This is a genomic window from Phaeodactylibacter sp. (genome assembly GCF_040219495.1).
Taxonomy (GTDB): domain Bacteria; phylum Bacteroidota; class Bacteroidia; order Chitinophagales; family Saprospiraceae; genus Phaeodactylibacter.
The window spans coordinates 25,702-52,177 of sequence record NZ_JAVJSK010000098.1 but is presented as its reverse complement, the minus strand read 5'-3'; the positions used below and the strand labels follow the sequence as shown (position 1 = coordinate 52,177).

General features: G+C 50.8%; 24 protein-coding genes. 10 read left to right on the top strand and 14 right to left on the bottom strand.

Going from position 1 to position 26,476, the window contains the following annotated elements:
• Nucleotides 1-194 precede the first annotated feature (194 nt).
• The gene (locus RIC19_RS15230) at nt 195-3,074 is read right to left on the bottom strand and encodes a DUF7619 domain-containing protein (protein WP_350179195.1); all 2,880 of its coding nucleotides are present in this window, start codon (nt 3,072-3,074) and stop codon (nt 195-197) included.
• A gap of 154 nt (nt 3,075-3,228) precedes the next feature.
• Here RIC19_RS15230 and RIC19_RS15225 point away from each other — a divergent pair, with 154 nt between their 5' ends.
• Nucleotides 3,229-4,635, top strand: a complete 1,407-nt coding sequence (locus RIC19_RS15225) for a hypothetical protein (RefSeq protein ID WP_350179194.1) — start codon at nt 3,229-3,231, stop codon at nt 4,633-4,635.
• A 121-nt stretch (nt 4,636-4,756) separates the two neighbouring features.
• On the opposite strand, the gene RIC19_RS15220 is transcribed toward RIC19_RS15225, so the two are convergent.
• Entirely contained in the window at nt 4,757-5,866 is a 1,110-nt protein-coding gene (locus tag RIC19_RS15220) for a WD40/YVTN/BNR-like repeat-containing protein (protein ID WP_350179193.1), read from the bottom strand.
• Between the two features lie 202 nt (nt 5,867-6,068).
• Between RIC19_RS15220 and RIC19_RS15215 the strand changes: the two genes are divergently transcribed.
• Together RIC19_RS15215 and RIC19_RS15210 are read left to right on the top strand one after the other, a co-directional pair.
• On the top strand, nt 6,069-7,307 hold the full coding sequence (locus RIC19_RS15215) for a DEAD/DEAH box helicase (protein WP_350179192.1): 1,239 nt from the start codon (nt 6,069-6,071) through the stop codon (nt 7,305-7,307).
• A 397-nt stretch (nt 7,308-7,704) separates the two neighbouring features.
• Nucleotides 7,705-8,208 carry a flavodoxin family protein gene (locus RIC19_RS15210; protein WP_350179191.1) on the top strand — a complete coding sequence of 168 codons (504 nt, stop codon included), beginning with the start codon at nt 7,705-7,707 and terminating at the stop codon, nt 8,206-8,208.
• Between the two features lie 3 nt (nt 8,209-8,211).
• On the opposite strand, the gene RIC19_RS15205 is transcribed toward RIC19_RS15210, so the two are convergent.
• The 7 genes from RIC19_RS15205 to RIC19_RS15175 all read right to left on the bottom strand — a co-directional run bounded on the left by RIC19_RS15205 (nt 8,212) and on the right by RIC19_RS15175 (nt 14,251).
• The gene (locus RIC19_RS15205) at nt 8,212-9,345 is read right to left on the bottom strand and encodes a hypothetical protein (RefSeq protein ID WP_350179190.1); all 1,134 of its coding nucleotides are present in this window, start codon (nt 9,343-9,345) and stop codon (nt 8,212-8,214) included.
• A 57-nt stretch (nt 9,346-9,402) separates the two neighbouring features.
• Nucleotides 9,403-10,242, bottom strand: a complete 840-nt coding sequence (locus RIC19_RS15200; RefSeq protein WP_350179189.1) for a TPM domain-containing protein — start codon at nt 10,240-10,242, stop codon at nt 9,403-9,405.
• A gap of 10 nt (nt 10,243-10,252) precedes the next feature.
• Nucleotides 10,253-10,681, bottom strand: a complete 429-nt coding sequence (locus RIC19_RS15195; protein ID WP_350179188.1) for a TPM domain-containing protein — start codon at nt 10,679-10,681, stop codon at nt 10,253-10,255.
• Between the two features lie 53 nt (nt 10,682-10,734).
• Nucleotides 10,735-11,322 (bottom strand): LemA family protein, encoded by a 588-nt coding sequence (locus tag RIC19_RS15190; RefSeq protein ID WP_350179187.1) that lies wholly within the window; start codon nt 11,320-11,322, stop codon nt 10,735-10,737.
• A 104-nt stretch (nt 11,323-11,426) separates the two neighbouring features.
• Nucleotides 11,427-12,503 carry a methylmalonyl Co-A mutase-associated GTPase MeaB gene (gene meaB / locus RIC19_RS15185; protein ID WP_350179186.1) on the bottom strand — a complete coding sequence of 359 codons (1,077 nt, stop codon included), beginning with the start codon at nt 12,501-12,503 and terminating at the stop codon, nt 11,427-11,429.
• 681 nt (nt 12,504-13,184) lie between these two features.
• Nucleotides 13,185-13,481: a putative quinol monooxygenase gene (locus RIC19_RS15180; protein ID WP_350179185.1), complete on the bottom strand. Its 297-nt coding sequence runs from the start codon at nt 13,479-13,481 to the stop codon at nt 13,185-13,187.
• The gene (locus tag RIC19_RS15175; protein ID WP_350179184.1) at nt 13,478-14,251 is read right to left on the bottom strand and encodes an SAM hydrolase/SAM-dependent halogenase family protein; all 774 of its coding nucleotides are present in this window, start codon (nt 14,249-14,251) and stop codon (nt 13,478-13,480) included. Before RIC19_RS15175 ends, RIC19_RS15180 begins: the two co-directional genes overlap by 4 nt.
• A 197-nt stretch (nt 14,252-14,448) precedes the next feature.
• Here RIC19_RS15175 and RIC19_RS15170 point away from each other — a divergent pair, with 197 nt between their 5' ends.
• From RIC19_RS15170 to RIC19_RS15160, 3 genes are all read left to right on the top strand, one after another.
• Nucleotides 14,449-15,486 carry a PhoH family protein gene (locus RIC19_RS15170; RefSeq protein WP_350179183.1) on the top strand — a complete coding sequence of 346 codons (1,038 nt, stop codon included), beginning with the start codon at nt 14,449-14,451 and terminating at the stop codon, nt 15,484-15,486.
• Nucleotides 15,487-15,497: 11 nt separating this feature from the next.
• Nucleotides 15,498-15,674 (top strand): hypothetical protein, encoded by a 177-nt coding sequence (locus tag RIC19_RS15165; RefSeq protein WP_350179182.1) that lies wholly within the window; start codon nt 15,498-15,500, stop codon nt 15,672-15,674.
• 66 nt (nt 15,675-15,740) lie between these two features.
• Nucleotides 15,741-16,979 (top strand): 3-phosphoshikimate 1-carboxyvinyltransferase, encoded by a 1,239-nt coding sequence (locus RIC19_RS15160; RefSeq protein WP_350179181.1) that lies wholly within the window; start codon nt 15,741-15,743, stop codon nt 16,977-16,979.
• 421 nt (nt 16,980-17,400) lie between these two features.
• On the opposite strand, the gene RIC19_RS15155 is transcribed toward RIC19_RS15160, so the two are convergent.
• Both RIC19_RS15155 and RIC19_RS15150 read right to left on the bottom strand, forming a co-directional pair.
• Nucleotides 17,401-18,603 carry an OmpA family protein gene (locus RIC19_RS15155; protein WP_350179180.1) on the bottom strand — a complete coding sequence of 401 codons (1,203 nt, stop codon included), beginning with the start codon at nt 18,601-18,603 and terminating at the stop codon, nt 17,401-17,403.
• Nucleotides 18,604-19,086: 483 nt separating this feature from the next.
• Entirely contained in the window at nt 19,087-20,310 is a 1,224-nt protein-coding gene (locus RIC19_RS15150; protein ID WP_350179179.1) for an acyl-CoA dehydrogenase family protein, read from the bottom strand.
• A gap of 161 nt (nt 20,311-20,471) precedes the next feature.
• Here RIC19_RS15150 and RIC19_RS15145 point away from each other — a divergent pair, with 161 nt between their 5' ends.
• Both RIC19_RS15145 and RIC19_RS15140 read left to right on the top strand, forming a co-directional pair.
• Nucleotides 20,472-20,909 (top strand): dihydroneopterin aldolase, encoded by a 438-nt coding sequence (locus RIC19_RS15145; protein WP_350179178.1) that lies wholly within the window; start codon nt 20,472-20,474, stop codon nt 20,907-20,909.
• A 72-nt stretch (nt 20,910-20,981) separates the two neighbouring features.
• The gene (locus tag RIC19_RS15140) at nt 20,982-21,719 is read left to right on the top strand and encodes a DUF4197 domain-containing protein (RefSeq protein ID WP_350179177.1); all 738 of its coding nucleotides are present in this window, start codon (nt 20,982-20,984) and stop codon (nt 21,717-21,719) included.
• 134 nt (nt 21,720-21,853) lie between these two features.
• Here the strand turns inward: RIC19_RS15140 and RIC19_RS15135 are convergent, their stop codons facing one another.
• Entirely contained in the window at nt 21,854-22,999 is a 1,146-nt protein-coding gene (locus tag RIC19_RS15135) for a baeRF7 domain-containing protein (protein ID WP_350179176.1), read from the bottom strand.
• A 58-nt stretch (nt 23,000-23,057) separates the two neighbouring features.
• Nucleotides 23,058-23,291: a hypothetical protein gene (locus RIC19_RS15130; RefSeq protein ID WP_350179175.1), complete on the bottom strand. Its 234-nt coding sequence runs from the start codon at nt 23,289-23,291 to the stop codon at nt 23,058-23,060.
• Between the two features lie 112 nt (nt 23,292-23,403).
• Here RIC19_RS15130 and RIC19_RS15125 point away from each other — a divergent pair, with 112 nt between their 5' ends.
• A complete protein-coding gene (locus RIC19_RS15125) occupies nt 23,404-23,979 on the top strand; it encodes a hypothetical protein (protein WP_350179174.1) in 576 nt (191 codons plus the stop codon).
• Between the two features lie 19 nt (nt 23,980-23,998).
• Here RIC19_RS15125 and RIC19_RS15120 read toward each other — a convergent pair whose 3' ends face one another.
• Nucleotides 23,999-25,534, bottom strand: coding sequence for a GH3 family acyl-acid amido synthetase (locus RIC19_RS15120; RefSeq protein WP_350179173.1), 1,536 nt, complete (start codon nt 25,532-25,534; stop codon nt 23,999-24,001).
• A 355-nt stretch (nt 25,535-25,889) separates the two neighbouring features.
• Here RIC19_RS15120 and RIC19_RS15115 point away from each other — a divergent pair, with 355 nt between their 5' ends.
• On the top strand, nt 25,890-26,300 hold the full coding sequence (locus RIC19_RS15115) for a hypothetical protein (RefSeq protein WP_350179172.1): 411 nt from the start codon (nt 25,890-25,892) through the stop codon (nt 26,298-26,300).
• The last annotated feature ends 176 nt before the right edge of the window (nt 26,301-26,476 follow it).

Here is a 26,476-nt window from a genome sequence, read left to right as displayed (position 1 = left end):
AGTCGAAAACTAACAATTTTTTGGTTAGACGAGGCACGAAAACCGGAGTTTAGCCTTAGCTAAATGAGGATTTTCGGGACGAAGTATAAGCAAAAAAGTGTAGTTTGCAGGCCGATTACTAAAGTCCCAACACGCTCTAAGGGCGACAGGAATCCCTGCCGCCCTCATCTTCAATCCAATAATTGAGGTTATGGTTATCGCTGAATCATAAACTGCCCTGTTTTCCGGTCACTACCCGAACGGACTTCGTAAAGGTAGAGTCCATTTGGCCATTGATCTACACGGATGCCCTTTTCTGTTTCCAGGAAAGGATAAACAGCGAGGCGCTGCCCATTAGAATTGTAAATGACAATCAGGGCGGATGAGTTTTGTTCTTCCGTTTTTTCGAATCTGATGACCTGGGAGGCTGGATTGGGAGCTACCTTAACCTTACCCGTATACAAGTGAGTCTGCTCTGTTGCGGCAAGTAGGTTTTCCAGGAAGTCAACATTCACCCGGTGCACGGTCTTATTGGTGATTATCGGTGCATTGAAGTCAAAGAAGATGGCAGCCTGGTTGTGGATAGCTGTGCCAGGTTGCGTATTGGTTTTTAAGTCTATACCAAATTTCACAAATCCATGTGAAGCCGGCTCATTTACGTTGCTGTCGGGCAGCATGATGTGATCGAACTCAAAAAGGAGGGTGCCGTCTTGCCCCAGCCGCCAGGTGTAGGGGTGGCTACTTGCTCCCGGAGTTACGGTAGCAGGGTCCAGCCATGCTGACAACGTATCCCGGATCGCAACATAGAATGCCGTATCCGTACCGGTGTTTTGGAAGCGGATCAGGTACTCTAAGGGTGTAGCCGGTTCAATGAAACGCTCCGGGCCTGCGCCGGTGGGAAAGCCTTGCTTATCATTCGGATCATAGGCGCCGATATTTGCCCGGCATTCCAAATCTGAGAAACCGCCATCGCCATACAAAGGGAAGCTGTTGAAAAAGCCCAGCGAAATGACCTGGTTGTCGCTGACACAGCCTTCCAGCGTAGAGCTAATCAGTTCTCCCGGGGCAAAGCCGGGTCTGCGGGGCGCCTGCAGCCGGTAGGTGGCACCGGTGGCAGGGCGGAGGATTTCGATAGAATCTCCCTCTTCCAGCTCAAAGGGTTGGGTAAGGAACATGACGTCGTCTTCAATGACGATATAGGTAGCACTGTTACCCATGTCCGCGTCGCCAATATTGCGAAGGGTAAAGAGGACGGAGTCGCCATCGCAACGGCTGTCCGCTTCAATGAGCGGGGCAGGGGGCGTGGGCACACAAAGGGTATCAGGAAAAATGAGCGCTTCCACACAATGAGTCTGCCCGAGCTGTGTTTCATCACAATCCAGATGTGCCGTAAACCGGAATTGCCCGCAGGTATTCGGGGGAAGATTGCCTAGCTCAAACCGGTAGGTCTGATCCCCGGTTTCTGAGTATGGAAGCTCAGCCGACTCTAATGTAAGGTGTTCGTCCAGTTGAATTTCCACAGCGGCGTTGTTAGCCACAGCAGTGCCTTCATTGCAATAGCGGACCGAATAGGTGTTGGGGAAACAGCGCCTGAGGAATGGGACTGAAACGTCCACCGACATTAGAGGGCAATCCACCAGGGTTTGCACTGGGAAGTTGACCTCTGTCTCCTCGTAAAAACCTTCCAGGACGGTGTCTACTGTGGCTTGGCAGGGGACCCAAAGGGCATTGGGGGGCGTAATCGAAACCGTATAACTGCCGGTGTCTACAGTCATGGAATAGAAGCCGTTGGAGTCAGTGGTCGCATAGTAATCGGTAAGACCATCAGAAGCAGTGATATTCCAGCCTGACAGCGGCATGGCGGTGGAGTCGAAAGCGCAGTCCGCATCCTCGTCATGTTGTACAGTGCCTTGCAAAGTATGCGAATATATGCTGCCTAAGCTGTCCAGCTTGATGGCGTAGGCTTGCCAGTCCTTTAGACCTACAGCCACATAACCGGCATCCATTCCAGCTGTAATTGCGGAAAGACGGGTTTCAGAAATGCCAACTGGCGAATCTATATAATTCCAGTTTTCAACTCCATTTTCATTAAGACTAAGTACAAACCCTCCAAGAAAGAGCGGATACCAAATAATTTCATCCAGTCCTCCTGTGACGAGATAGTTTCCAGAAGAAGTCTTTTCAATATCAGTAGCAGGTGCATAACAATCCTGCTCCCATATTTCTACACCCTGGGGGGTTACTTTTTTAATAAACCCAGGAGATATATAATCACCGGGCGATCCTCCACAAAATATATAGTTTCCATCCGTAGTTTCTTCTACGGCAAAGGCAAAATATTCCTCCTCTTCTTCATTGCCATAAACGGTCTGCAATACCTCCAAACCGGTTTCGTCGAAACGGGTCAAGTGTGCCACCTGTGGGCCGGACTCCAGATTGAACGTTCCGGTTGCAATATACCCCCCGTCGCTCAATTGCGCGATATCCGCCAGGTAATGATGAAATTCATTGTTGTATTGAATAGGGCGGGGGTACGTTCGTTCCCAAACCACGTTGCCCTGCTGATCGATTTTATGCAAATGCACCAGTAGTGTATCGCCCACCCGGGTCTCACTACCGGTGATGAAGTGCCCATCAGCTGTGGGCGTAAAGGCTGTGGATAGGGTGGACAGCGTATCGTTAACAAAGTAACGTTCCATCCATTGCACCTCCCCCTGCATATTGAGTCGCATCACCCCGTGCTGAGGTGGAAGTTGAGAAGTGCCCAGGAACCGTCCGCTGATGTAAATGGCACTGTCTCCCAGAATGTGCAAATTGCCGGCGATACCATGGGCTTCCGTTTCCGCTCCGAAGGACTTTGACCATTGAGTATTACCGTAGGCATCGATTTTCCAAAGGGCCAGCTGAGCTCCGGAAAAGACCCGCCCGTAGAGCAGATAGCCACCGTCTGCTGTGGTCTGTACATCACGGAGTAGGCTGTAGGAAACGTTGCCGGTAGTGTCTTCCAGACTGAAGGTCTTCCGCCAGCCTTGTGCATATAAAAGTTGAGCAGAGCATATCAGACCAAGAAGAAAAAGTAATATGAAACGCCGCATAGCTTTCTTTTTTTACAAAGATTGGGGTTAACGGACCGGAATACAAATACAAAAAATGCCATTTATCAAAGGCAAATGTTTAAATTTAAGCCTAGTTACCCTTATTTAAGGGGAAGCAATAATTTTTTATCAAATACATATAAATTAATTTAACTTGAAAGGAAGCCGGCTCCTCACGATATTGGAGCAATTAAATAAAAAAGAAGTGACAGCCTTTGATAAGATGGTCCGCTCTCCGTTGTTCAATCAGCGTCAGGATGTGGTTGCATTTTGGGCGTTTTTGGAGGAGCGGCTGTACTGGATAGGAGAAATACCAACCAAAGAAGCTGCTTCCCATCATCTTTTTCCGAGCCAGCCTTATGATGCACAGCGGATCCGCTATCTGATGAGCTGGCTCATGAAGCTGGTGGAACAATACCTGGCTATCGCACCGCACCTTTTCCCATCTGTTCAGCAGCAAATAGAGATTTCTTCCGCCTACCGGGAAAAGCGGTTGCCCAAACACTTTCAGCAAACGATCCGAAAAGCCCGACAGGGCATTGATGCACAACCGCTCCGTCACGTGGAATATTACCAATGGCAATATCAGGTGCAATGGGAGAACTACTTGTTTTCGGCTAACCAAAAGCGGGTGAGCAGCCTTAATCTGCAGGAAGTATCAGATACGACAGACATCGCTTTTATTGCGCAAAAGTTGCGGCAGACCTGCTTTCTGCTGAGCCATCAGGCGGTCTATAAAGCGGAGTACGACTTCGGGCTGCTGCAGGAGGTGTTGGCTTACGCTAAACAGCGGGACTTGCTCAGCCTCCCTGCCATCGGCGTATACTACCACTGCTATTACGCGTTGTCGCCCGATGGTACAGAAAAGGACTTTCAGGCGTTTAAAGATCAGTTGCTTAGGCATTGGGCAAGGTTCCCGGAATCGGAAACTAAAGACTTGCTGTTGCTGGGGCTGAACTATTGCATCCGTAAGTTCAACGCCGGTGGTCTGGAATTTGCCCGGGAAGGGCTGGATCTTTACCGGAAGGGGCTGTCCTCCGGAGTACTGCTTTCTGATGGTTTCCTATCGCGTTTCACCTACCGGAATGCGGTGGCGCTGGCGGTTTCTATTGGAGCCCTGGATTGGGCAGAAGCTTTTATTGAAAATTACAAAAAGCATTTGCCCGGGGAGCATCAGGAAAGTATGTATAGCTTCAGCCGGGCGAGATTGGCTTACGAAAAAGAACATTACGGAGAAGTCCTGCAACTATTGCAGCGTGCCAATTACAAAGATCTGCTGCTCAACCTAGCCGCCAAATCGCTCCTTCAAAAAACGCTGTACGTCACCGGGGCATGGGAAGCACTGGAGTCTCAACTCGATGCGATGACCTCCTTTCTGGCCCGCAAGGATATTTTAACCTACCACCGTAACAACTACCACAACTTTGCTGCCCTTCTAAAGAAAATCCTGGTATTAAACCCGCACGTCCCCTCGGCCAAAAAAGCGCTCAAGGTTAGGATCGAGCAAACCCAGCCGCTTACCGAAAAACAATGGTTGCTGGAGCAATTGGGCAAGGTTTAGAGCATGTTCGAAGGTGATTTGCAACGTAAAGGTGCTCCAAACAAGCTGACCGGTACCTTCAGCACTGCAATACCTGCATAGTCCTTGAATTTCAGCTTCTTGAAAAAGGGATCCAAAGGCTTTATTGCTTAATAAACCGATAAACTGTATTCGGATTAACCACATACCCGATAACAGAGGACGGGAAAGTGACCTCGCCGTTGACCAGGCAACCGCTTTTTTCGGACACGACCGTCCAGGTGTTACCGCCATCCTGTGTCTCCAGTGACTGCACACCACTCAGGTAGTTGATACCGGTCTCCGGCTCCTGATCGATGACACTGCGTAGGAAGAAGCCCTGATTTTCATCTGCAAAATGCATAATACCACCACCGCCTTGAACGGGCAGCGGGATTTGATCCCAGTTTTGACCACCATCAGTGGTTTTGAATGCTGTGGTCTCCCCAATGGCAAAGCCTGTTTCAGGTGTAACAAAATAAAACACTTCTATGCTATTGACAGGGGCAGAACGCTCCGTCCAGGTCTCCCCCCGGTCGTCAGAGAAGTAGAAACGGCGGTTCATAGGGATGAAAATGCGGTTGTTGGCTCGCTGGAAACGCGGGAACCCGAAATCTTCCGGAAGGTCCTCTACAGACCAGGTCGCTCCGCCGTCCTCGGTACGGGCAATGCTGTAATCGCTGTCGGTATCCGCATCATCAGGCAGCACCAGCGCCAGCCCAAGCAGCGGGTTGTAGAACTCCAGGTCCATAAACCGGCGAATGTCTGAATGATATTGCCTGGACCAGGTTACGCCGGCATCCGCAGTAGAAAGGAAGACGGCCCCGGAGTCGCGCTCTTCGCTAAACTGCGGGAGAATATCTGAGCCTCCCGCAAACCCCTGATCTTCTGCGAAGAAGTCGACCGAGAGCAGGGACTGCTCGGTCAGGGGCTCTGACTGCTGCCCGGTCAGTTGCACTTCCCATACGGTACCATTACCGCTTATTCGGATCAGGGTGCCGAGTTCGCCAGCCGCATAACCAATATCGGTAGTGGTAAAGTCTACATTATTAAGCTGTGGCAGGAAGTTGGTTGAAATATTGGGCAGTATGACCTGCAGGGCCCAGTTGTCAAGGAACGCCTCCGGTTTGCACTCCGCAATATCAAAGTTGAACCCGTCATCATCGCAAGCGCTAAACAGCAGGATGGCTGCCAGGCTTAGTAGCAGTATGTTCTTTATCGTATGCCCTTTCATTGCTCTGTTTTTGGAAAGCGAAGTTATTACTTTCTTCCAGATTGAGCAATTTTCTGATAATCTCAACTATTTAGGCTATCTTTGTGTCTTTATTCATCTCCCGAGGGCAATTAAGTGCCCAGAGATGGGGAGCGCGCTCCAACATAAGCCTACTCCCACCTTTATTAACAGACCTATTCTTAGTAGGCATTCAATCAATTCGATGACTTTTCAAGATCTCGGGATTATTGATCCCATTCTCAAAGCACTTCGTGCTCAGGGCTACGAACAGCCCACACCCATCCAACAGCAAGCAATTCCTAAACTTCTTAAAGGCAAAGACCTGCTGGGCTGCGCACAGACCGGCACCGGTAAGACGGCTGCTTTTTCTATTCCTATCCTGCAGCAAATGCACCTGGATCAGGACTGGGACCGCCGCCGCCGTGAAATCAAATGCCTGATTGTCGCACCCACCCGGGAGCTGGCTATCCAAATCGACGAGAGCATTTCCGCCTACGGGCAATTCCTGGACCTGCGTAATACCGTTATTTTTGGCGGGGTAAAGCAAGGGGCCCAAACCCGTGCACTCAAAAAGGGTATTGATATCCTTACCGCAACCCCCGGCCGCCTGCTCGACCTTATGGGGCAGGGCTATATTTCCCTGAAGCATGTACAGTTCGCCGTGTTGGACGAAGCCGATCACATGCTGGACATGGGCTTTATACACGATATCAAGAAAGTGGTCAAGCAGCTTCCCGCTAAACGGCAATCCTTGTTTTTTTCTGCAACGATGTCACCGGAAATCCTTAAGCTTTCCAGTGGAATCCTCGGGCATCCGGAACGCATTACCATCAAACCGGAACAGGCTACTGCCGATCGGGTTGAGCAGAATGTTTATTTCGTGACTAAAAATGACAAGCGGAAGCTTCTCGTCCACCTGCTGAAAGAAAACGAAGTAGACTCCGCATTGGTCTTTTCGCGGACCAAGCACGGTGCCAACCGCATTGCTAAACAACTCGATAAAGCAGGGTTTAATGCCGCTGCCATACATGGCAATAAATCACAGGGGGCCCGCCAAAAATCCTTGCAGCAGTTTAAAGATGGCAGTTTAAAGGTGCTTGTGGCTACAGATATTGCCGCCCGTGGCATTGATGTGGATGAGCTGTCCTATGTCGTCAATTTTGACCTGCCCAATGTGCCGGAAACCTACGTACACCGTATCGGGCGTACGGGCCGGGCGGATGCAAGTGGCATAGCGCTGTCCTTCTGTGATACTGAAGAACGGGCTTACCTTAAGGATATTCAAAAACTGATCGGGCAGCAAATCCCGGTTGTGAAGGAACACCCTTTCCCCGATGATGGGACTACCGAAGCGCCCAGAGAACAGTCCCGCCAAAGGTCGGGCAATGGGGGAAATAACCGCAATAGCCGGAACAACAACAACCGGCGTAGAAGGTCTTAGCGTATGTTGAGATTTCGCCTTTGGAGCGAATGCCACCAAAATTTTGTTTTGATTTTGGCGCGAAGATGGCGCATAGCCTGAGCTACGTGACTGAGAAGCAACGAAGAGCAAGATGAAATTTGGCAAGAGCAGCCCCGAAGTGTGAAGTCCCAACATACTCTTAAAGAGGATACTGCTTTGGCAAATTCCGCAGGAAAGGAGTGAGGATAGGAAATGCGAAAAGCAGAGCTTATCAGGATCTTACTCTCATGGATCACGGAATTTGTCAAAGCCCTGTTTTCAACGGACAGGTTGAAGCGTTCAAGGCCAAAAAGTCCCGAAAGCTGGAATTCTGATATAAATCATTGCCTCTTTCCGTATCTGTGCTTAGCTTGTCTATTCACCAAATGGACTGTCTATGAAAGCCCTCATCTGGTACGACTCCTTTTTTGGTAATACCCAGCAAGTCGCTGAAGCTATAGCGGATGCCGTCCGCCCCTACGTCCGCATCGTGGAATTGCAGCGCGTCCAAAGTGCAAAACCGGAAGATGTAGCCCGCGCTGATGTCCTCATCATCGGTTCGCCTACCCGGGGCTTTCAACCTTCTCCGGATACCAAAGCTTTATTGCGCCAACTCCCCCGGCATGCACTCAGAGGCATGTGGGTCGCCGCGTTTGATACGCGTATTGACCTGCATACCATTGAATCCAGTGTCTTCCGATGGATAGCCAAAACCGGTGGGTATGCTGCCAGTACGATTCACAAAAGCTTACTGCGCCACGACGGGCGGTCTGTGGTTGCACCCGATGGCTTCTGCGTAACAGACAAAGAAGGCCCCTTAATGAAGGGCGAGTTGCAGCGAGCCTGGCAGTGGGGCAATACCATCGGGCAAACGGTCGGCGAAGAAATAGTGGTGGTATAGGTATTATTGCCTGAGCATTCTAAACCGTATCGGTCCGCCATCCAGGGTGAATTTCTCGCTGAGCGTTTGATAGCCTGATTTTCGGGCACTGATGGAGTGGTTCAGCCGCTGCATATCTGACGGGATCATGACTTCAAATTGCCCAAACTCATCTGTGGTATCTCTTTCGGTGAGAATGAGCAGGCTGACGCCCGGCAGGGGCTCTGTACCGTCCTCATTCAGAATCTGTCCGGATACCTTCGCAAGGCTGCCATCGGGAATGGCTTCAAGGGTTGTGCTTTTGCCGTTCAGGGAGACTGCGCCCTCGGTGAGTTTCCAGTACGGTGCATTGAGCCGGACGCGGAGCCTTTTGCCCCGCAGCGTGCCTGGCAGGGATTTGAAATCTGCCAATCCATCAGCGTCAATAGACGTGCTTTCCCACTTGTTTTCTATGAATAATTGTACGGTGCCTTTGTCCAGTTTAGGATAAAGCCCGGCTCCGGTTACTCTGGGCTTCAGGCTAATGGTGAACTCGAAGGGGCCGCAGCCATCATTCATCACCGCTCGGGCAGGGTTGATCAGGTAAATCATTGCAAAAACAGCAGCAGCGCTCCCTGCTTTTACGCCCTGCATGTCAAATTGCAACAGCCCGGGCAGCTTAATGGCGGCTAGGCCGCCTCCTATCGCCATCAGCAACCTGAATACGGTGGATTGGGCAGCGGTAGGGCAGGGGATGAACGCGCCAACCACCACGGCGGTGCCGATGAGTAATACCAACCCGGCTATCCACGGAAGATTGGGCAGCAGGCTTCCCGGGGCTGAAGCGGTTTGAGGTGGGGTATGCGGGGTTGCTCCGGCTATCCCTGAAGCCTTCTGAGGCGCAGTTTTGACCGCGTTCTCTGTAGGCGCTTTGGGTAAATCTTTGATCAGCTCCAGCAGCGATTGTTGGATTTGGTTGAGCTGCAGCTGATAGCTGTCGGCATCAATCACACCTGCATTGTACCGTTTCTTGAGCCCATTGAAGCGGCCCGCCTGATGAATGACATCTTTTTGGTAGTAGGCATCACCAGACTGCTCAGCCAGTTCCGTCAGTTCATCGACTACGCGTTCGAGCTCGCCTTCAATCAGCCATTTGCGGAGTTCTTTTTGTGTTGCCATAGGGGTTCAGTGTTTGGAGCAAGATACTGAAGATTTTTGAACCCCAGGCTACAGCGGCTACCATTCGCCCCCAGCGCCACCGCCGCCGGTCAGGCCGCCTCCGAAACCGCCGAAGCCGCCCCAGTCACCACCACCGCCGCCGCCAGACCAGCCGCCACCGCCACCGCCACCACCTCCTCCAATCCAGGGGAAGGGGAAGATCATCCAGCCGCCGCCGCGCCGGCCACGCCGTCTGCGGTCCATATCGTAACGGCCGCCCCGGTAATAGCCACCGTCATCATCATCATCGTCACCACCGCCCATTCGGCTGAGCACCACAATGAGGATGATAATGAAAAGGATCACCAATACTGCCGGGATGCCACCTTCGGCCTCCTGTTTGCCATTAGAAGCTTGCGGGGTATCATTGGTATATTCGCCCTGCGCCAGTTCCATAATGGCACTTGTTGCCCGGTCCAGGCCCCGGTAGTAGCGCTCCTGCCGGAAGTTAGGGGTGATGATCTGATCAATAATACGCTTAGCCAGTGCATCCGGGAGAAAACCTTCGGCTCCATAGCCCGTCATGATGCGTACCTTGCGGTCATCACGGGCTACGTAAATTAATGCGCCGTTGCTTTTTTCGCGGCTGCCGCCAATGCCCCAGGCTTCGTAGTACTCCAGTGCCCGGTTGAAAGGGTCTCCGCCTTCAAGGGAAGGTTCGGTCACAATGACAATCTGTGTGGAGGTCTGCCGGGCATAAGCTGCCAGCTTTCGGGTCAGCTGATCATCTTCCTGCCGGGACAAGAGGTTGGCGTAGTCGTTAACCACTTCATTGGTAGGGGCCGGAACAGGTTGTTGGGCCCCGAGTGGCAGCACCATTAAAGTAAAAAGTGCAAAAAGCCAGTTGTGTAATCTCAAGGTTTCTTTTTTAACTGTAGGAAATATCATCGGGCAGCTCATTTTCGTCATCGGATTGGTAAGGGAAAAAGGCTTTCAATTTGGCTCCGACCTGTTGTATAGCTGCGCAAACCCCATCGGCATACTGGCCGCTCTTGAAATGTGCGAGCATAATATCCCGTTCTTCTGCCCAGAAATTTTCCGGCACCTTTTCGTTGATGCCTTTGTCGCCCAGAATAGCGAATTTGCGCTGCTCCGGTGCGATGAAAATCAGCACCCCGTTTCGGGCATCCGTTTTGTGCATGCCGAGCTTCACGAAAGTCTTTTGGGCACCCTCAAGGGCTTCCATTTTCAAGTCGTCCTCCAGATGCACCCGGATTTCTCCTGAGGTGTTAAGCTCGGCTTCCTTAATAGCGGCAATAATGCGGTCTTCTTCTTCGGGTTGGAAAAAGCGGATCATGCGGTATAATTGAGCCGGGCAGCTGAGTTGAGCTGCCCGGTTTTAGATGGAATCTAGAATTCTACTTTCGGGGCATTCTGTGCACTCGCCTCGGCCTCAAACTGCGCTCTCTGGTCAAAACCAAAGAGGCCTGCAAAGAGGCTGGCCGGGAAACGGCGCACCTTTTTATTGTACCCCGTAACCACATCATTAAAGCGGTCGCGCTCTACTTTGATGCGGTTTTCGGTACCTTCCAGCTGAGCCTGCAATTCCCGGAAATTTTGGTTGGCTTGCAGCTGAGGATAGCGCTCGGATACCACTAGCAAGCGGCCCAGCGACTGGGACAAAGCACCCTGCGCCTGCTGGAACTCCTGAAGCTTTTCCGCGCTCAGGTTGGAAGGGTCGATATTGACGCTCGTGGCCCGGGAACGCGCCTGCGTAACCTCGGTAAGGGTGCTCTTCTCAAATTCAGCGACGCCTTTCACCGTATTCACGAGGTTAGGGATCAAGTCGGCACGGCGCTGATAAGCACTCTGTACCTTAGACCAGGCATTTTCTACATCCTCATCCATCTCGACGAAGCCATTGTAGCTGTTGCAACCACTTACAAAAAGAACCAGCCCCAGGCCGATCAGGACAATAGGAAGAATTAATGATCTCATTGGTGTTATGAATTTTTATAGCTTAAAGTTGAATGAAAATCTAGCTTGGTTCCAGTCTGTTCGCCCGGTCTGCTTCATTGTTAGACGAACGATTGACCGCAAAGTTATAATGGCCCCTGAAAGGCCCTGAGCAGTGCCTCGGCAGCCTGAAACGAAGACTGCTGTCCGTTCATGACTGCTGCCTCCACATCTTTGAGCTGTTCGCGCACGGCTTCATGATTGAAAAACAACCGCCGGAGCTCCTGGTTTATGGTTTCGTGCAGCCAATAGCGGGCCTGTGCCTGCCGGTTGTGCCCAAAGTACCCATTGGCCTGGGTTTGCTCCTGATAAGCCAAGATATCTTTCCAGATTTCCGGGATGCCCATACCGGTGGTGGCAGAGCAGATTTCCACACGGGTTGCCCACTCACTTTCTTTGGGCGGAAAAAGGTGCATGGCATTGCGGTAGGACTGTTTGGCCTGCCTGGCCAGCGGCAGGCGTTCTCCGTCGGCTTTGTTGACAACAGCCAGGTCGGCCATTTCCACAATACCCCGTTTGATGCCCTGCAGTTCATCGCCGGCGCCCGGTAGCAGCAGCAACAGAAAGAAGTCGGTCATGGAATGTACGGCCGTCTCAGACTGTCCTACGCCGACCGTTTCTATGAGGACGGTATCGTACCCGGCGGCTTCGCAAAGAATAATGGCTTCCCGCGTTTTACGGGCTACGCCTCCCAGTGATTCTCCTGCCGGTGAAGGGCGGATGAAGGCGTGCTCCTTATGCGACAACTGCTCCATGCGGGTTTTGTCGCCCAGGATACTGCCATGCGTCATCTGACTCGTGGGGTCTACCGCCAGCACGGCGAGCTTACGCCCTTCCTGCAGAATATGCTGCCCAAAAGCCTCGATGAAAGTACTTTTTCCGACACCGGGCGTCCCGGTTACCCCAATGCGTACTGACCGCCCGCTTTGCGGCAGGCAGGCTTCAATGATTTGTTGTGCCAGGGCCTGATGCTCCTGCCGGGTGCTTTCAATGAGGGTGATCGCCTTGGCGAGTGCCACCCGGTTGCCTTTTTGAATGCCGGTGGTATAGTCTTCCAGCCCCCAGCGCTTTTTTCGGATGCGCTTGAGGTTGGGGTTGAGGCTGCCAGGGGAAACGATTCCCTTTTGCTTGTGCCGGCCAGTGGGGCTTTGATCATCAGGCATGAATCGAAAGGTATTGGTGATTGGCTAACAAAGGCTAACATAATGAATTGAAGGGGTTCTTGCACACCTTTATCCGGCTAAAATAGCTTCCCAACGTTTCCATCACACTTGTTAAAGTTTTCGAGGGCTTGATATTAAGAAATTAACAATTCTTTCAGTGGTTTGATTATCAGTTGATTATCTGGCTTGATTAACTTAACGGTTTTTCTTCTGTGCTGCGCTTTACGTTAAACTCTCCTAAAGCTGTCGCGGCAGCCGGTTGGGCTATTGCCCCGCCAGATTATTCTCTGCTTCTTTGTGCTGTACCGATTAAAAACAAAAGACTTGATGCTGCGGGGCAGGCTTTGGCTAAAGAAAAAATCGCTAGCCTATCTAAACACGACACTTATTAATCTATTATCGCTTAGCCTGAGCTAAGGGACTAAAAAAAGGCATAGCGTGGAAAGGATCAGTGCCATTTTAACCCTGCAATGATCCCTGACGCATCAAGTCTAAACTACACACCTGAAAACCCAAACCCTGTTTTGTAAAGCTGTGAAAACCATTTTGACCCCAATTGGCAAGAAGGGGAGCCGCTGTGGTTCCCCTTTTATGTTCCAAAAGACGCCGCCCCTGCAGCAACTATCGCACTTATTCCTTAACGGGTAATTGCCGGTAGCGCTCCATTCGCTGTGGGGGCTTTTAATCTACTTCAGCAATCACTTCCACACTCCAGGCTTCCGGCTTTCCGCCAAATAGCACCTTCGTTTGTGCCCATGTCCGCTTAAATAGGTCCGAATGCCGGTAACGGTCGAGTGCAGCCTCGTCTTCCCAGTAGCTATAGGTGAAGAAAACTTCCGGCTGATTTTTGTTGCACCAAAGCTCCAGGTGGTGGCAGCCGGGAAAGGACCGGATCAGTGCCTTGCTATTCTCAAAAATGGCCCGGAAGTCATCGGTCTTTTCAGGTTGGAAAGTCAGTTTGACGATGCGTTTGATCATGAGCGGAATTCGATTTGTACGGTGTCTTCTACATGGATCCCCAACAAACTGCTCGCCTTGCCCATGTTAATGGCAATTTCCAGCAGATTAGAGGAATTGAACAGGCATAGCGGCTCTCCAATGTCTACTTCGTGGTAATACTGGCACAGATTTTTAATCGGGTCATTCCGTTTAAAGTAGAGGGCAAAAGAGCGGCCGCCACCGACCTGCTCGAAAAGCGCCCGGTTGATATTCGTAATGGCGTTGTCGAAGCTGTCGACAAAAATAACAGACCCTCTGATTTGGGACGGCCCAATCACGGGTTGGAGCGTTATGCGCTGCATGACCTCCGTGGCGGTTTCGCCCAGTTCGATGATGGGGCGCCCTTGTGCCAGATGGCCCACCGCCCGGGCATAAACCTGTTCCAGTGAAATGAGCTCCTCTGGCCCGTAAGAGATCAGGTGATACTGATTGGGGGCATCTTCCGGAAAGATGAGCGAAAACAAGCCATTATCCGGTGCAATAAAGTAGTGCCCCCGGTGCGCCGCTGCCAGGAAACGGGGCGTGTTCGAAGGGTAATCGTTCACACTGATGAGGTGGATAGTGCCCTTGGGGAAGCTGGGCCAGGCATTCCGAAACAGGAAAGCGGCTTGCACGATGTTGTAGTTGCCAACCTGATGCGTAAGGTCAATCAGTTGTACCGAGGCGGCCGCAGTCAGCAGCGCGCCCTTCAGTTTGGGAAGGTCGAACCCCTTGTCGCCGAAATCAGTGGTAAGCGTTACAAATGGCATAGGCTTGAAATAGAAGTGAAACGCTAAATTTAAAGGTAATACGCTACTTATCCGAATTTTCCGGCCAGACTCGTGATTTTCTGTGGTGCGGGCAAAAAATTAACGTAAACTTGAAGGCGGAGGCTGCCTAAGGTTGAACTTTTATGGATATATTAGAGTTCTGAAAGCATTAATTCACCAAAAGGGATACCATCATATTGAGTGAGATCATTTTAACTGTGGAAAGCGTCGACCTTGTCGAGCTCTACGGTGAAAATAACAACAAACTGAATCTGCTTCGGGAAGCCTTTCCTGCTGTGACGATTACCTCCCGGGGCAGCAGTGTCAAAATGACGGGCGATAAGAAAGCCACTCAGCAAGCGAAGTCTAAGTTCGAAATGATGGTCCGCCTGTTGCGCGAGCACAAAGAGCTGCCCGTCCAAATGGTTCAGGACCTGATCAACGGCAACAATCCGTTTGAAGCACGCATCAGTAAGATGAACGCGGCCAATAAAGCGATTTTGCACGGTCGCAATGGCCGGCAGATCAAAGCTAAGACGCACAATCAACAGCGGCTCATCGAAGCAAGTGAGTCTAATGATGTAGTGTTTGCCGTCGGGCCGGCTGGTACGGGCAAGACTTATACCGCCGTCGCATTGGCCGTAAAGGCACTGAAGAACCGAATGGTCAAGAAGATCATCTTGACGCGGCCCGCTGTAGAAGCCGGGGAAAGCCTGGGCTTCCTGCCGGGCGACCTCAAGGAAAAAGTGGACCCGTACCTGCGGCCTCTGTACGACGCGCTCGACGATATGCTGCCGGCTGAGAAGTTGCAGCAGTTCATGGCTAACCGCGTTATTGAAATTGCGCCCCTGGCGTTCATGCGCGGGCGTACTCTGGACAACGCTTTTATTATTCTGGATGAAGCTCAAAACTGCTCTACGGCTCAGCTCAAAATGTTCCTGACCCGACTGGGGCCTTCTGCCAAATGCATCATTACCGGAGACTTGTCTCAGGTAGACTTGCCGTTCCATCAGAAATCAGGTCTTCGCCGGTCTATAGAGTTGATTGGTGGGTTGAAAGGCATTGCCACCATCAAACTGGATGCCGAGGACGTGGTGCGCCACCGTTTGGTGAAGGAAATTATCCTCGCTTACGAGCGTTCCGATGAGGAAATGCGCAAGCGCCGGGAAAATGAAGGGAAAAAGAAAGATCACAAAGAAGCACCAAAATCCAAGGCTGCTGCTCAAGATGAATAACTGCATACATCATGAATTACCGAATTCGCATTAATAAAAAGAAGGAGTCGGCATTTCTAAAAATGCTGAGCGCGCTGGAAGCCCTGGGCGTTATCCTGGAATACGAACGCCTGGATAAAGATTCTGGAGGCCATAAGCAAAATAAAGCGGAGGAAGTAGCCGATCAGTACCGGGATTTGGTAGATTGACGGTTCTAAATTCTGAGGTGTTCGGGTTTTTTCTCATTTTGTCGCCCTCATTGATTTATCCTGACTATGACACTAACTTTAAGCAGGCCCGGGGGTAAGCTGACCGGAGAAATAACCCTTGCCGGTTCTAAAAGCATTAGCAACCGGGCATTAATTATTCGAGCGCTGAGCGGCGCGGATTTTCCTATTCACAAACTAGCCAACGCCAAAGACACGGTACTGCTAGAGGCTTTGCTGAAGAGCACAGCCGAAACGCGCAATGCAGGAGCGGCAGGCACGACCTTCCGGTTTCTCACTGCTTACCTCTCCATGCAGCCGGACGAACAACTCCTCACAGGCACAGAACGGATGAAAGAGCGCCCAATCGGCGTTTTGGTTGATGCGCTCCGGCAGTTGGGCGGCAATATCAGCTACCTCGAAAAAGAAGGCTATCCACCCCTGCGTATTGGTCCACCGGATGGTTTTGGGAAAACCGATGCTTTGTCTATCGCTGCTGACACGAGCAGTCAATATATTTCTGCTTTGCTGATGCTGGCCCCGACACTACCCGAAGGGCTGCACCTGCAGCTTGAAGGGCAGATTGTCTCCCGCCCCTACATTGAAATGACGCTTTCCCTCATGGCTTACTTTGGGGTAACGCACCGATGGGAAGGACAAACGATCATTGTGCCGCCGCAGGCTTATCAGGGGAAACCCTTCACCGTTGAGGCTGACTGGTCCGCAGCTTCCTATTATTATGCTATGGCTGCAATTGCCCCCGCTGCGGAGCTTCGCCTGAACGGACTGTTTGAACAAAGCGTGCAGGGCGATGCGGTACTGTCAGAAATGATGACCGATTTTGGGGTGGAAACGCACTTTGATGAGGCAGGCGCCATACTGACCAAGTCAGCGGATACAGAAGTGCCCGCTGAGTTCGCCTGGGATTTTCTGAAATGCCCGGACTTGGCCCAAACCCTGGCGGTTTGCTGTGCGGCTCTCGGTACAAGTGGCACCTTCTGTGGCCTCGAAACCCTGCGCATAAAAGAAACCGACCGGATACTAGCCCTACAGCAAGAGCTGCAAAAAATCAATGCCAATCTGATTGAGCTGCCGCCCACCGGCGAGCGGAAGTACTACCAAACGCAGGGCAAGACACTCTACGCAGATACGCCGACCTTCGACACTTACGAAGACCACCGTATGGCTATGGCTTTTGCGCCCCTGGCACTACAGCATCCCATCAAGATAGAGGAGCCGGATGTGGTCGTCAAATCCTATCCGGATTTCTGGAAAGACCTGGAAAAACTGGGGTTCGAAGTAAAATAAAAACAGCCGGTTGATGTACGCATCAACCGGCTGTTTGCGAAGGGGCAGTAGCGTTTCTGCCGGGAAAATCAGTCTCGTTGATGCTCTGAGCTTGCTCCTATTGCAAACCAAGGACTTATCAACTCAGCAGAAATGCGGGGCAGGTTTAGCCAGAACCACAACTTCTTGATTTTTATAATGAATCCGCTCCAAACATAGCCTAACCCGCTCATCCAAATAGTACGGCTAGTACTTTGTCAAGTTTGAAGACCGGTTTTCAGAGATGAGCAGAAGGAGCATTTTCCTTCTGCTTGGGGGTATACATAAGACTTCTCCGAAGTCGGTCACCCATGGTGTTACGAAGGTTAAAAGGGTGTAACTTCTTTGAAGTCTTGCAGTATATGCGGCCTGTTCTATCCGCGGTTTTGTACTTGACAATCCACTAGCCATCACTACGCATATCAAGGATTGTAATCTCAACCCGCTGATTCCGCCGCCGTCCGTAAGTCGTTTTGTTGGAAGCAATAGGCTTGGTCTTGCCGTAGCCTTTGTACTCAAGTCGTTTGCTGTCGATCCCTTTGTTGATGAGGTACTCTGCCACAGACTTTGCACGGGCTTTGGAAAGGCGCAGGCAGTAGTCGTCCGGTGGCAGGTCATTGGTATGCCCGCCAATCTCGATCGCTACGTCTTTATTGGTCTTCAGGAATTCGAACACCTCATTGAGGACCTTCCGGGAATCATTGCTAATGCTGGAGCTGTCGGCAGGGAAGTAAAGCTTGTCTAGCGTAATGACTTTACCTTTTTCCATTTCAGAACGCTTTACCCCGGCAATAGTGGGCTCGGGTTTAGCAGGTTCTGTTTTTTGAGGCTGTAGCTCTGGCACAGTAGGCTCCGGCTCGGGCTCCGGCTCTGGTGATGTAGTCGGCACGTTGCTGGCGACCGGTTCGGTAGTCAGGTCTTCTTCGGTAGGCTGTTCAACTTCAGGCAGCTCCTGCGGGGCTTCCGGAATATCCTCTGAACAAGGGATAGGCGTGATGGCCGAAGCATTATCTACCAGTACGTTGCCATTGTAAGGGAAGAGGCTTGGCGTATCATAGAAAGCCTCAATCAGAAGATGGGTATAAGCCTGTTTGGGCTCGAACTTAAAATTGTACTGCATCCATTGAGAAGCTTTGACCAGTCCGGTCTCGTCCAGCAGTACAGAGCGGTCACAGTTACTGTTGAAGCCCCCGTAGATACGGAGCTTTACAGGCTGATTGAAATTGGTGCGCTGCTCCGTGGTCCGGCTGATGCTCACGTAGTAAGGCGAGCGGGCCAAATGCATGCTGAATTCGTAGCAGGTACCGGGCTTCATAGGCTGGCTCAGCTTCTGTGTGACAGCTTCATAGGTCTCGTTATCGCGCACCACCATGCCCAGGTAGGTTGAGCCATCTGTAGCCGGATAGGTGACAGCGAAATCGCCGCTTGGTTGCGTATCGGGGGGCGATTCGCCGGCAAACCCACAGTCTTTCCACCCGATTGGCGGGTGGCTGTGGCGGGGAAAGTCTTCAAAGGAAGGGTTGTTGAGATAAATAGCTTCTTGGCTCGTACCCATGACGATAGCACCAAGTAACAGGACTAAGGACAGAAAATGTTGTTTCCTCATGTGATGAATTTTGTCTTAAACTGCCGGGCGAATCCTAAACGTTGCGTGTTTACGGAGTTATTGTAAGCCTGTAAAGGAACTTGTCTAAATGCTATTTTTGATGCCCGAAATCGTTCTTTTGAGCCTGCTTTTCGTTCCGCTTGCCTATCGAGGTATTTGGCACAAAGTGCCGGTACCTTCAAATGATCGTGCCACTGCCAGGTTCAAGTACGTCCCCTTAATTAGGCTCAAAGTACCTGATTTTTGATTATCGCGGCACCACGAAGTAAAGGCGAACCGGATTTTCAGTCAAGTTCAAGGTGAAAATAAGGGAATCTGCTGATTGTTGCACCTAATTTCGAAATATGGCAATATACGCTCTGCCAATAACGCAGAAAAATGGGTTTTTAGCATAAATACCTGTGAAAGTTGCCTGGGTTAGCCGTATCAGGGTGAAAAGGAAACCGGCAGCAATTCCAACAAAGATGCTGCCGGTTGGTAATTTTAGCTAAAAGCATTCAGGCCCGTAACATCATGGCCTGTGATGAGCAGATGGATGTCATGCGTGCCTTCGTAAGTCAGCACGGTCTCCAGGTTCATCATGTGGCGCATTACCGGGTACTCATTGGTGATGCCCATGCCCCCGTGAATCTGACGAGCTTCCCGGGCGACCTCCAGTGCCATATGTACGTTGTTGCGCTTGGCCATGGAAATTTGCGCCGGAGTAACTTTGCCAGCGTTGGCGAGTGTGCCCATGCGCCAAGCCAGTAACTGGGCTTTGGTGATTTCCGTAATCATCTCTGCCAGTTTCTTTTGAGTCAACTGGAACCCACCAATTGGCCGGCCAAATTGCTCCCGCTCCAGGGAGTAGCGCAGGGCGGAGTCGTAGCAGTCCATCGCTGCGCCAATCGCACCCCAGGCAATGCCGAAACGGGCTTTGGACAGGCAGGATAGCGGCCCGCGTAGCCCCCGGATGTCAGGGAATACATTCGCTTTGGGTACGCGCACATCTTCAAATACCAGCTCGCCGGTGATGGACGCCCGCAGCGACCACTTGCCGTGGATTTCCGGGGCAGAAAAGCCAGGCATGCCTTTCTCCACGACCATACCACGGATTTTCCCTTCCTCGTCCTTTGCCCAAACCACAGCGATATCTGCGACCGGTGAATTGGTAATCCACATTTTCGCACCATTAAGGATATAGGCGTCGCCATCGTCCTTGATATTGGTCACCATGCCGCTGGGGTTAGAGCCGTGGTCCGGCTCGGTCAGCCCGAAGCAGCCGATGAACTCGCCACTGCCCAATTTAGGGAGGTATTTGCGCTTTTGTTCCTCGGAGGCGTACTTCCAGATTGGGTACATCACCAGAGAGCCCTGTACAGAAGCCATGGAGCGGATGCCGGAGTCGCCCCGCTCGAGTTCCTGCATGATAAGGCCGTAGGCGATTTCGTCCATACCACCTCCACCGTACTCTGCCGGGATGTTGGGGCCGAACGCGCCTATCTCCGCCAGCCCTTTGTACAAGTGCTGTGGGCATTCTGCCCGTTCAGCATACGCTTCGATGATGGGGCTGACTTCCTGCTTGACCCAGGTGCGTACCGCATCCCGTGCCAGGAGGTGATCCTCTTGAAGCAGCTCATCCAGCATGTAATAATCGTGGCCCTGGAAGCGGTCTTCCCGGGCTTTCTTCTCTATTGTGCCGTTAGGCGCATGTCCATTGCTATGCATAAACTATTTCTTTTATTTGGCTAAGTAGCCTCAAAGGTAATCAATTAGGGGCTTCTGCACCACCATGGTGTACAGTTGCTACGTTTTTTTGACAACTGGGGTTCGCCAGATTGTAAATTAAGGCACCGGCAGCCTATTTTTGACAAAAATGCATCATTATCATGGCAACCATTGCACTTGAAGGAGTACAGTTTTTCGCCCGTCATGGGTACTACGAAGAAGAACAGGTGTTGGGCAATATGTTTGTGCTCGATGTGATCGTTAATGCAGAGATCGGGCTGGCTGCGGAAATGGATGATCTCTATGCAGAGATTGAAGAAGAGGAAATTGAAGAGGACGAGCCTGCCGCAACGACGGTCAACTACGAGTTGCTTTACTTTATTTGCCAGCGGGAGATGAAAACCCCGGTCAGGCTGCTGGAAACGGTGGTCGAACGCATTGCGAACCGTATCGAGGAGTTTGATAATGTCACCGGCTACCTGGTCCGGTTGCGCAAGCTCAGCCCTCCACTGGGCGGCCGGGTCGGTAGTGCATGGGTGATGACCAACAGCGGGGATATGGACCTTTCCTACCTGGAACTGATTGAAAAACTGACCTAAGCAAAACTTAATGTGGGGGTCATGCCGTTACTTTCTGGAATGCAGCATCGTCTCAAACAAAAAAAAAGAACTATGATCCGGACTACTATTGTACGACGCCTTACGGTATTTCTACTTGGCGCCTCTTTGCTTGTAGGGTGTACCACTCAGCAAATTCAGTCTACCCTGGAGACCCTCGCCAACGCTGGTGAAGGCGGGCTGACCAATGAAGAAATCGGCAAGGGCCTGAAGCAAGCCCTGGAGTTTGGCATTTCCGAAGGCGCACAGCGGCTCTCTCAGAAGGATGGCTATTTCAAAAGCCCTTACAAAATATTGCTCCCGGCAGAAGCCCGCGAGGTCACCGACCGGCTTCAAAATATCCCCGGCTTCCGTGAAGTCGAAGCTGTTATTCTGGAAAAGATTAACCGGGGCGCAGAGGATGCTGCCGCTAAAGCGAAGCCCATCTTTGTGGAGGCCATTCGCGGCATGACTTTCCGCGATGCATTGGATATTCTCACCGGTAGCGATAATGCCGCAACGGCTTACCTCAACCGGGTGACCTACTCCAAACTGTACGACGAGTTTAACCCGGTTATCATAAATTCTCTGGACAAGTTCAACGCACGGCAGTATTGGGGTGACGCTATCAATGCCTACAATAAAATCCCGTTTGTGGACAAAGCGGACCCGGATTTGGATGACTATGTGACCCGTCAGGCCCTGTCTGGCTTGTTTGATATGGTGGAAAAGAAAGAGCTGGACATCCGCAAGAACGTCAGTGCCCGTACCACAGACCTGCTCCGCCGGGTATTTGCCCGTCAGGATGGATAAAAAAAACCTGCCACTTCGGGCAGGCTATACTGGTTTGTCAAACCAGTGCTAGATAGATTCGAGTAATGGACATTATGATGTCCCGAAACTAATGGCAGTCCTACCCGTTCGCGGGTAGGCACTGTAAACCAAAACTATTCAAATCTGTAAATCGCGTTGGCACTTGCTGTTGGGACGGGCATCTCTTCAGCATCGAGCCAGTAGACTCGTCCGCCGTTAAGATGCGTCTGCACAGCTGCCAAATCAAGCAAATCACGATTGTCGTTACGCTGGTTTAGCGTTATTTCATTTTTGTCATAGTCAAACTGCCCCATCAGGTGCGCTCCTTTTTTCAGGAAGAGGGTATCCACTTTCTCATAAGCTGCGGCGGGCACGATCTGCTGGGGTGCTGCAGATGCCTGATTGTTGGACATCGCTTCATGGAAGCGCTTGATATCTTCAGCTTGCTGCTGCTCAAAGTGCTGGCTGATAATGCTCCACGCCTTTTCATGCAGCATAGCAGGACCGACTTGTTCGGGGTTGCCACTAATGTTTTCTGAGAACAGGTTGTTGTATTCATTAACCGATTTGTAAATCGGCATCAGATAGTCTACACAGGCAACGACCATGGGTGGCTTTTCGTCGTAGAGCATTTTCATCAGCCCTTTATCGACTTCCCGGAAGTAAGCCTCTATGTCTTTTTTCTTATCATCTTGCCCAATACCTTGACCGTGGTAGATGGCATTTTTACCACCACTGCTGCCCCCACTATGGTGTTGTAAAGCATCAGGAGAATCTGAAAGTACAAAGGCTTCTTCCATACCACCAGTTGGCACAAGGTCTTCTATTTTGACCGGTGTGATACTATATTGGTCACCTTCGAAGAAACGGACTTCATTTTGACTGAGTGCCAGTAAGAAAAACCGGCTGCTACCGCCCAGTACCGGGAGCATAGGGCTGAGGTGGAACTGTTCTCCCCTTGACACATAAGTATCGAAGGTGATGGGCAGGATTTCATAGTGGAAGAAATCATCAGGCCCCACAAAAACAGCTAACCCATCAGAAAGATAAGACCAAAAGCGTTCCTGTTTCAGCAGTTCCCGGGCAGTGTGCAGGTACTTTCCCGCTTCCTGATCGTCCATACCCGCCTTTAGGAGTTGCTCGTGGGCATTTTTTAAGGCATTTTTATACCGGATTTGGTCTTCCTGACTGTGATTTGCCCGATAGGTAGTAATGTAGATAGAAAGCAAATTTGAACCGCTAATATTGGTTAAGTCGTTAAACTGTTTTTCGTCAATCATATGATAGATTTGATGTTGTTGCAATTTCAATGTAGCCTGTAGGTTGAAGCTTGGTATATTAGGTGTACTTTTCCTGTGATTTACGCATTCGTAGAACTATAAGCACGATGAGCATAAGGACCAAAGCGATCCATAGCGAAGGTGTTTCGTACCAGGCAGGATCGTTGGGAGGGGTGAATTTCTGATCGCTGTATGGACTGTCGCTATAGGCAGGAGTCTGTGCGATGAGACTGCTGGCTGAGGACGAGAGTAAGAAAAAAACATACCGCAATCTATAAATTAGTTTTGTCATAAAGTATTTGTAGTGAGTTGTTTATGTATATAACGAGGCTGTGCCGGGCATGTTCGAAACTGAACACCATACTGCAGAATCCGTTGATGAAAGAGAGCAAATAAAACTGATCATGCCCGTTCAATTTCAGGACCTTTCTTCCGAGCATATTAAAGCCTGCTTTTTAAAAGCTTATCAGGCTTACCCGGAGTTGCACGGGCACCGTATAATTGTGCGGCAGCGGAGCATGTCCAAAACGACGATGAATGCCCAACCCCTGCTCAATTGGCGCTTTTTCCGCCGCTCCCGCCGACAGTACATCGTCAACCTTACTGACAATATGCATGTGGAAGACCGGATTTCGATTCACGAGCTCCCGGAAGAGGTATTGGTAGGCTGGTTTGCCCACGAGCTCGGGCATGTGTGCGACTATCTCCACCGGGGGGTATTGAGGATGCTGCAGTTTGGTGTGGGGTACCTGCTGCTACCCAATTATCGGGCAGGAGCCGAGCGCATTGCTGATATCTTTGCAGTAGAGCATGGCTTTGCAGATGCCATTATCGCGACCAAGCAGTATATCCTGAAGCATTCCGGTTTGCCTTCCGCGTACAAACGGCGCATTGAGCTATACTACATGTCCCCCGATGAAGTCGCTATGATTGCCCAGGGGGAGCCTGCAAATGCCTTGACGATTGATCAAATTATCTGACCTTTATTTTCACCTGTTTTCACCCCTTCGCGCCTGTACTGCTGAAGGCGAGCAAGTCGGTCATCTGTTCGGCTTTCAATACACGAGGCATCTTCACTTGGCCGCCTTTTTTCTTGCGTTGTTCCAGCCAGCTGTATACCGTTTTTTCGGGCAAGGCAGTGAGCTTTACCGCTTTAAGCCCTTTGGTCCGGGCTACAGCATAATTCTTGTTCCGTTCCTGAAGGGATTGGTCGAGTATGTCTGCAGCTTCGAGTTCGTCTACGGTGCCGGGTATCGTGACTACCCACTGATGGATAAAATCACCCGTCTCACTTTTCATAGCCGCTACCGCATACTCATTGATGGGGTGGGCGATGGATTCACTTAACTCACCGATTGCCGCATTCATTTTTTCCTCAGAAAGTTGTGAGCCGACTACGTTAAGGAAATACTTGGTCCGGCCTGAAATTCTGAGCTCCAGGCGGTCAAGGTCAGTAAATTTGACGGTGTCGCCGATCATATATCGGTACAGGCCAGCGGGGGTGGAGACGAGCAGCGCATAATCTACCCCTGTTTCCACCTCATGCAAGGTCAGGACTTCGGGCTGCTCCAGAATATTGCCTGTTGCATCGAAGCCGCGTTCGTCAAAGGGGATAAACTCGTAGAAGATGCCTTGCTCGGCAGCGAGGCGCATATCCATAGTACCGGGGCGGGCATTGTAGGCAAAGAAGCCCTCCGAAGCCAGGTAAGTATCCAGGTAAACGAGAGGCCGGGCAAGCAATCGCTCCAGGCTTTTGCGGTAAGGCTCAAAGGCGACTCCACCAGTGGCATAAATGGACAGGCTTGGCCAGATTTCGTGTATGTTTTTCAGGTTGTGGTAGTCGATAATTTCCTGTAGCATCAGTTGTATCCAGGATGGAATGCCTGCTAGCGCACCGACATCCCAGTCCGGCGCAGCTTCTGCGATAGCTCTGACCCGGTCGTCCCAGGTGTCGATTTGTGCAATTTCGAGTCCCGGCCGGTAAAAACCACTGAACCACCCCGGAATATTATTGGTATTGATACCACTGATTTCGCCCTCCAGATGACCGTTGGTGTGGCGTTGGAGTTGGGCAGAACTGCTCAGCATGAGGATTTCTTTCTCAAAAAGCTCGGGTGGCAGATCGAACTGTGCGAGACGTTCAGCCTGCGCTACACCCACGGCTCTGATTGAATCAAGCATGGCTGTGGTGACGGGGATACGCTTGCTTTCTTTGCCGGTGGTGCCCGAGCTCAGCGCAAAGTAGTCGGGCTTACCTGGCCAGGTTATATCTGGTAATTTTTGCTGCTGTTGCCACCACATCTGGTTCATTTGATCGTACTCAAAAACAGGCACAGCTTGCTGATAGGCAGATACAGGATCCTCTGCTTCGAGTATTTGAGAGAAACCATGGTAGAGGCCAAATGCAGTAGACCTGGCAGTTTGAAGCAATTTAAGGAGTTGTTCGCGCTGTTGCGCAGCTGGACTTTCCGAGTTGGAACTGAGGCTGTGTTTAATTGCAATAGCAGATTTGACGATGCTGCCGAGGATAGCCATTCACGTTTGTTTTGGTTCACTGAAGAAACGGCTGTTGGTTGGCTGGTGTTCGTTGCATGAACATTCAGGTAGAAGGCATGATGGGCCAGGAAACTTGGGCAGGGCTTCCTGAACCAAGTAAAAAGAGGATTAGATCCTAACTTACTAAAAGTTCATCTCCCGTTTCTTAAACAACCTTTCTTAAACCGATGTTAAGAAGCTGTTCAGAGATGACTCCTCCGGCTAATTTGATTATTTTTGATGATAAATTCTGATTGCTGTAAATAAAGTGCTGCCCTGCAGTTCTTTTTATTATTGCTTCTTTCCATCGTCATCTCATACAACCATCGTAAAAGCGTAAAAAGTTACCGGCCTGATGAAACAGTACTTTCTCGACCGACAGTTAAAAAAAATAGAGCGGGAAGCCAATGATGAATTCCTGCAAATTCTCTCTTTTGGGGCTCAGTGCTATTCTACCCCTGAACTACAGAATTTGTTAAGGCAGTTGGAGAATAAGGTGCAGTTGCATGCTTACTACAGGCGGATTGTCTTTATCATCGGGGCATCTACTACACTTTGGATTGCCTTTTGCTTTTTATTCCAAAGTTTGGATTACTCCATCGGGGTCTACGCTACGCTGACTATGGTGCCTTTATCAATTATTGGCTTTACAGCTGGCAATATTATCCTGAACAAGCGATACAGAGCAGTCAGAAATGCTAACCTTATCGAAAAAATTATCGTTGAAGAGCTCGATCGCCGCAGGAAAGACGCATCAATTTACTAATGGTTGTCCCGGAAATGCCTGAGCGTTAGTTTTCTGTTTTCTCTGATCTCGCCCAAGACGTGCAAATCAAGTCTTTTCAATCTGATGCCTGAAGTTGACTTTCCTACCTCTGGCAGGCTGCTCGTTGCTCAATATATGCTTTTGTCCTTTACTCGGTTATAGCGAAGTACAGGAAG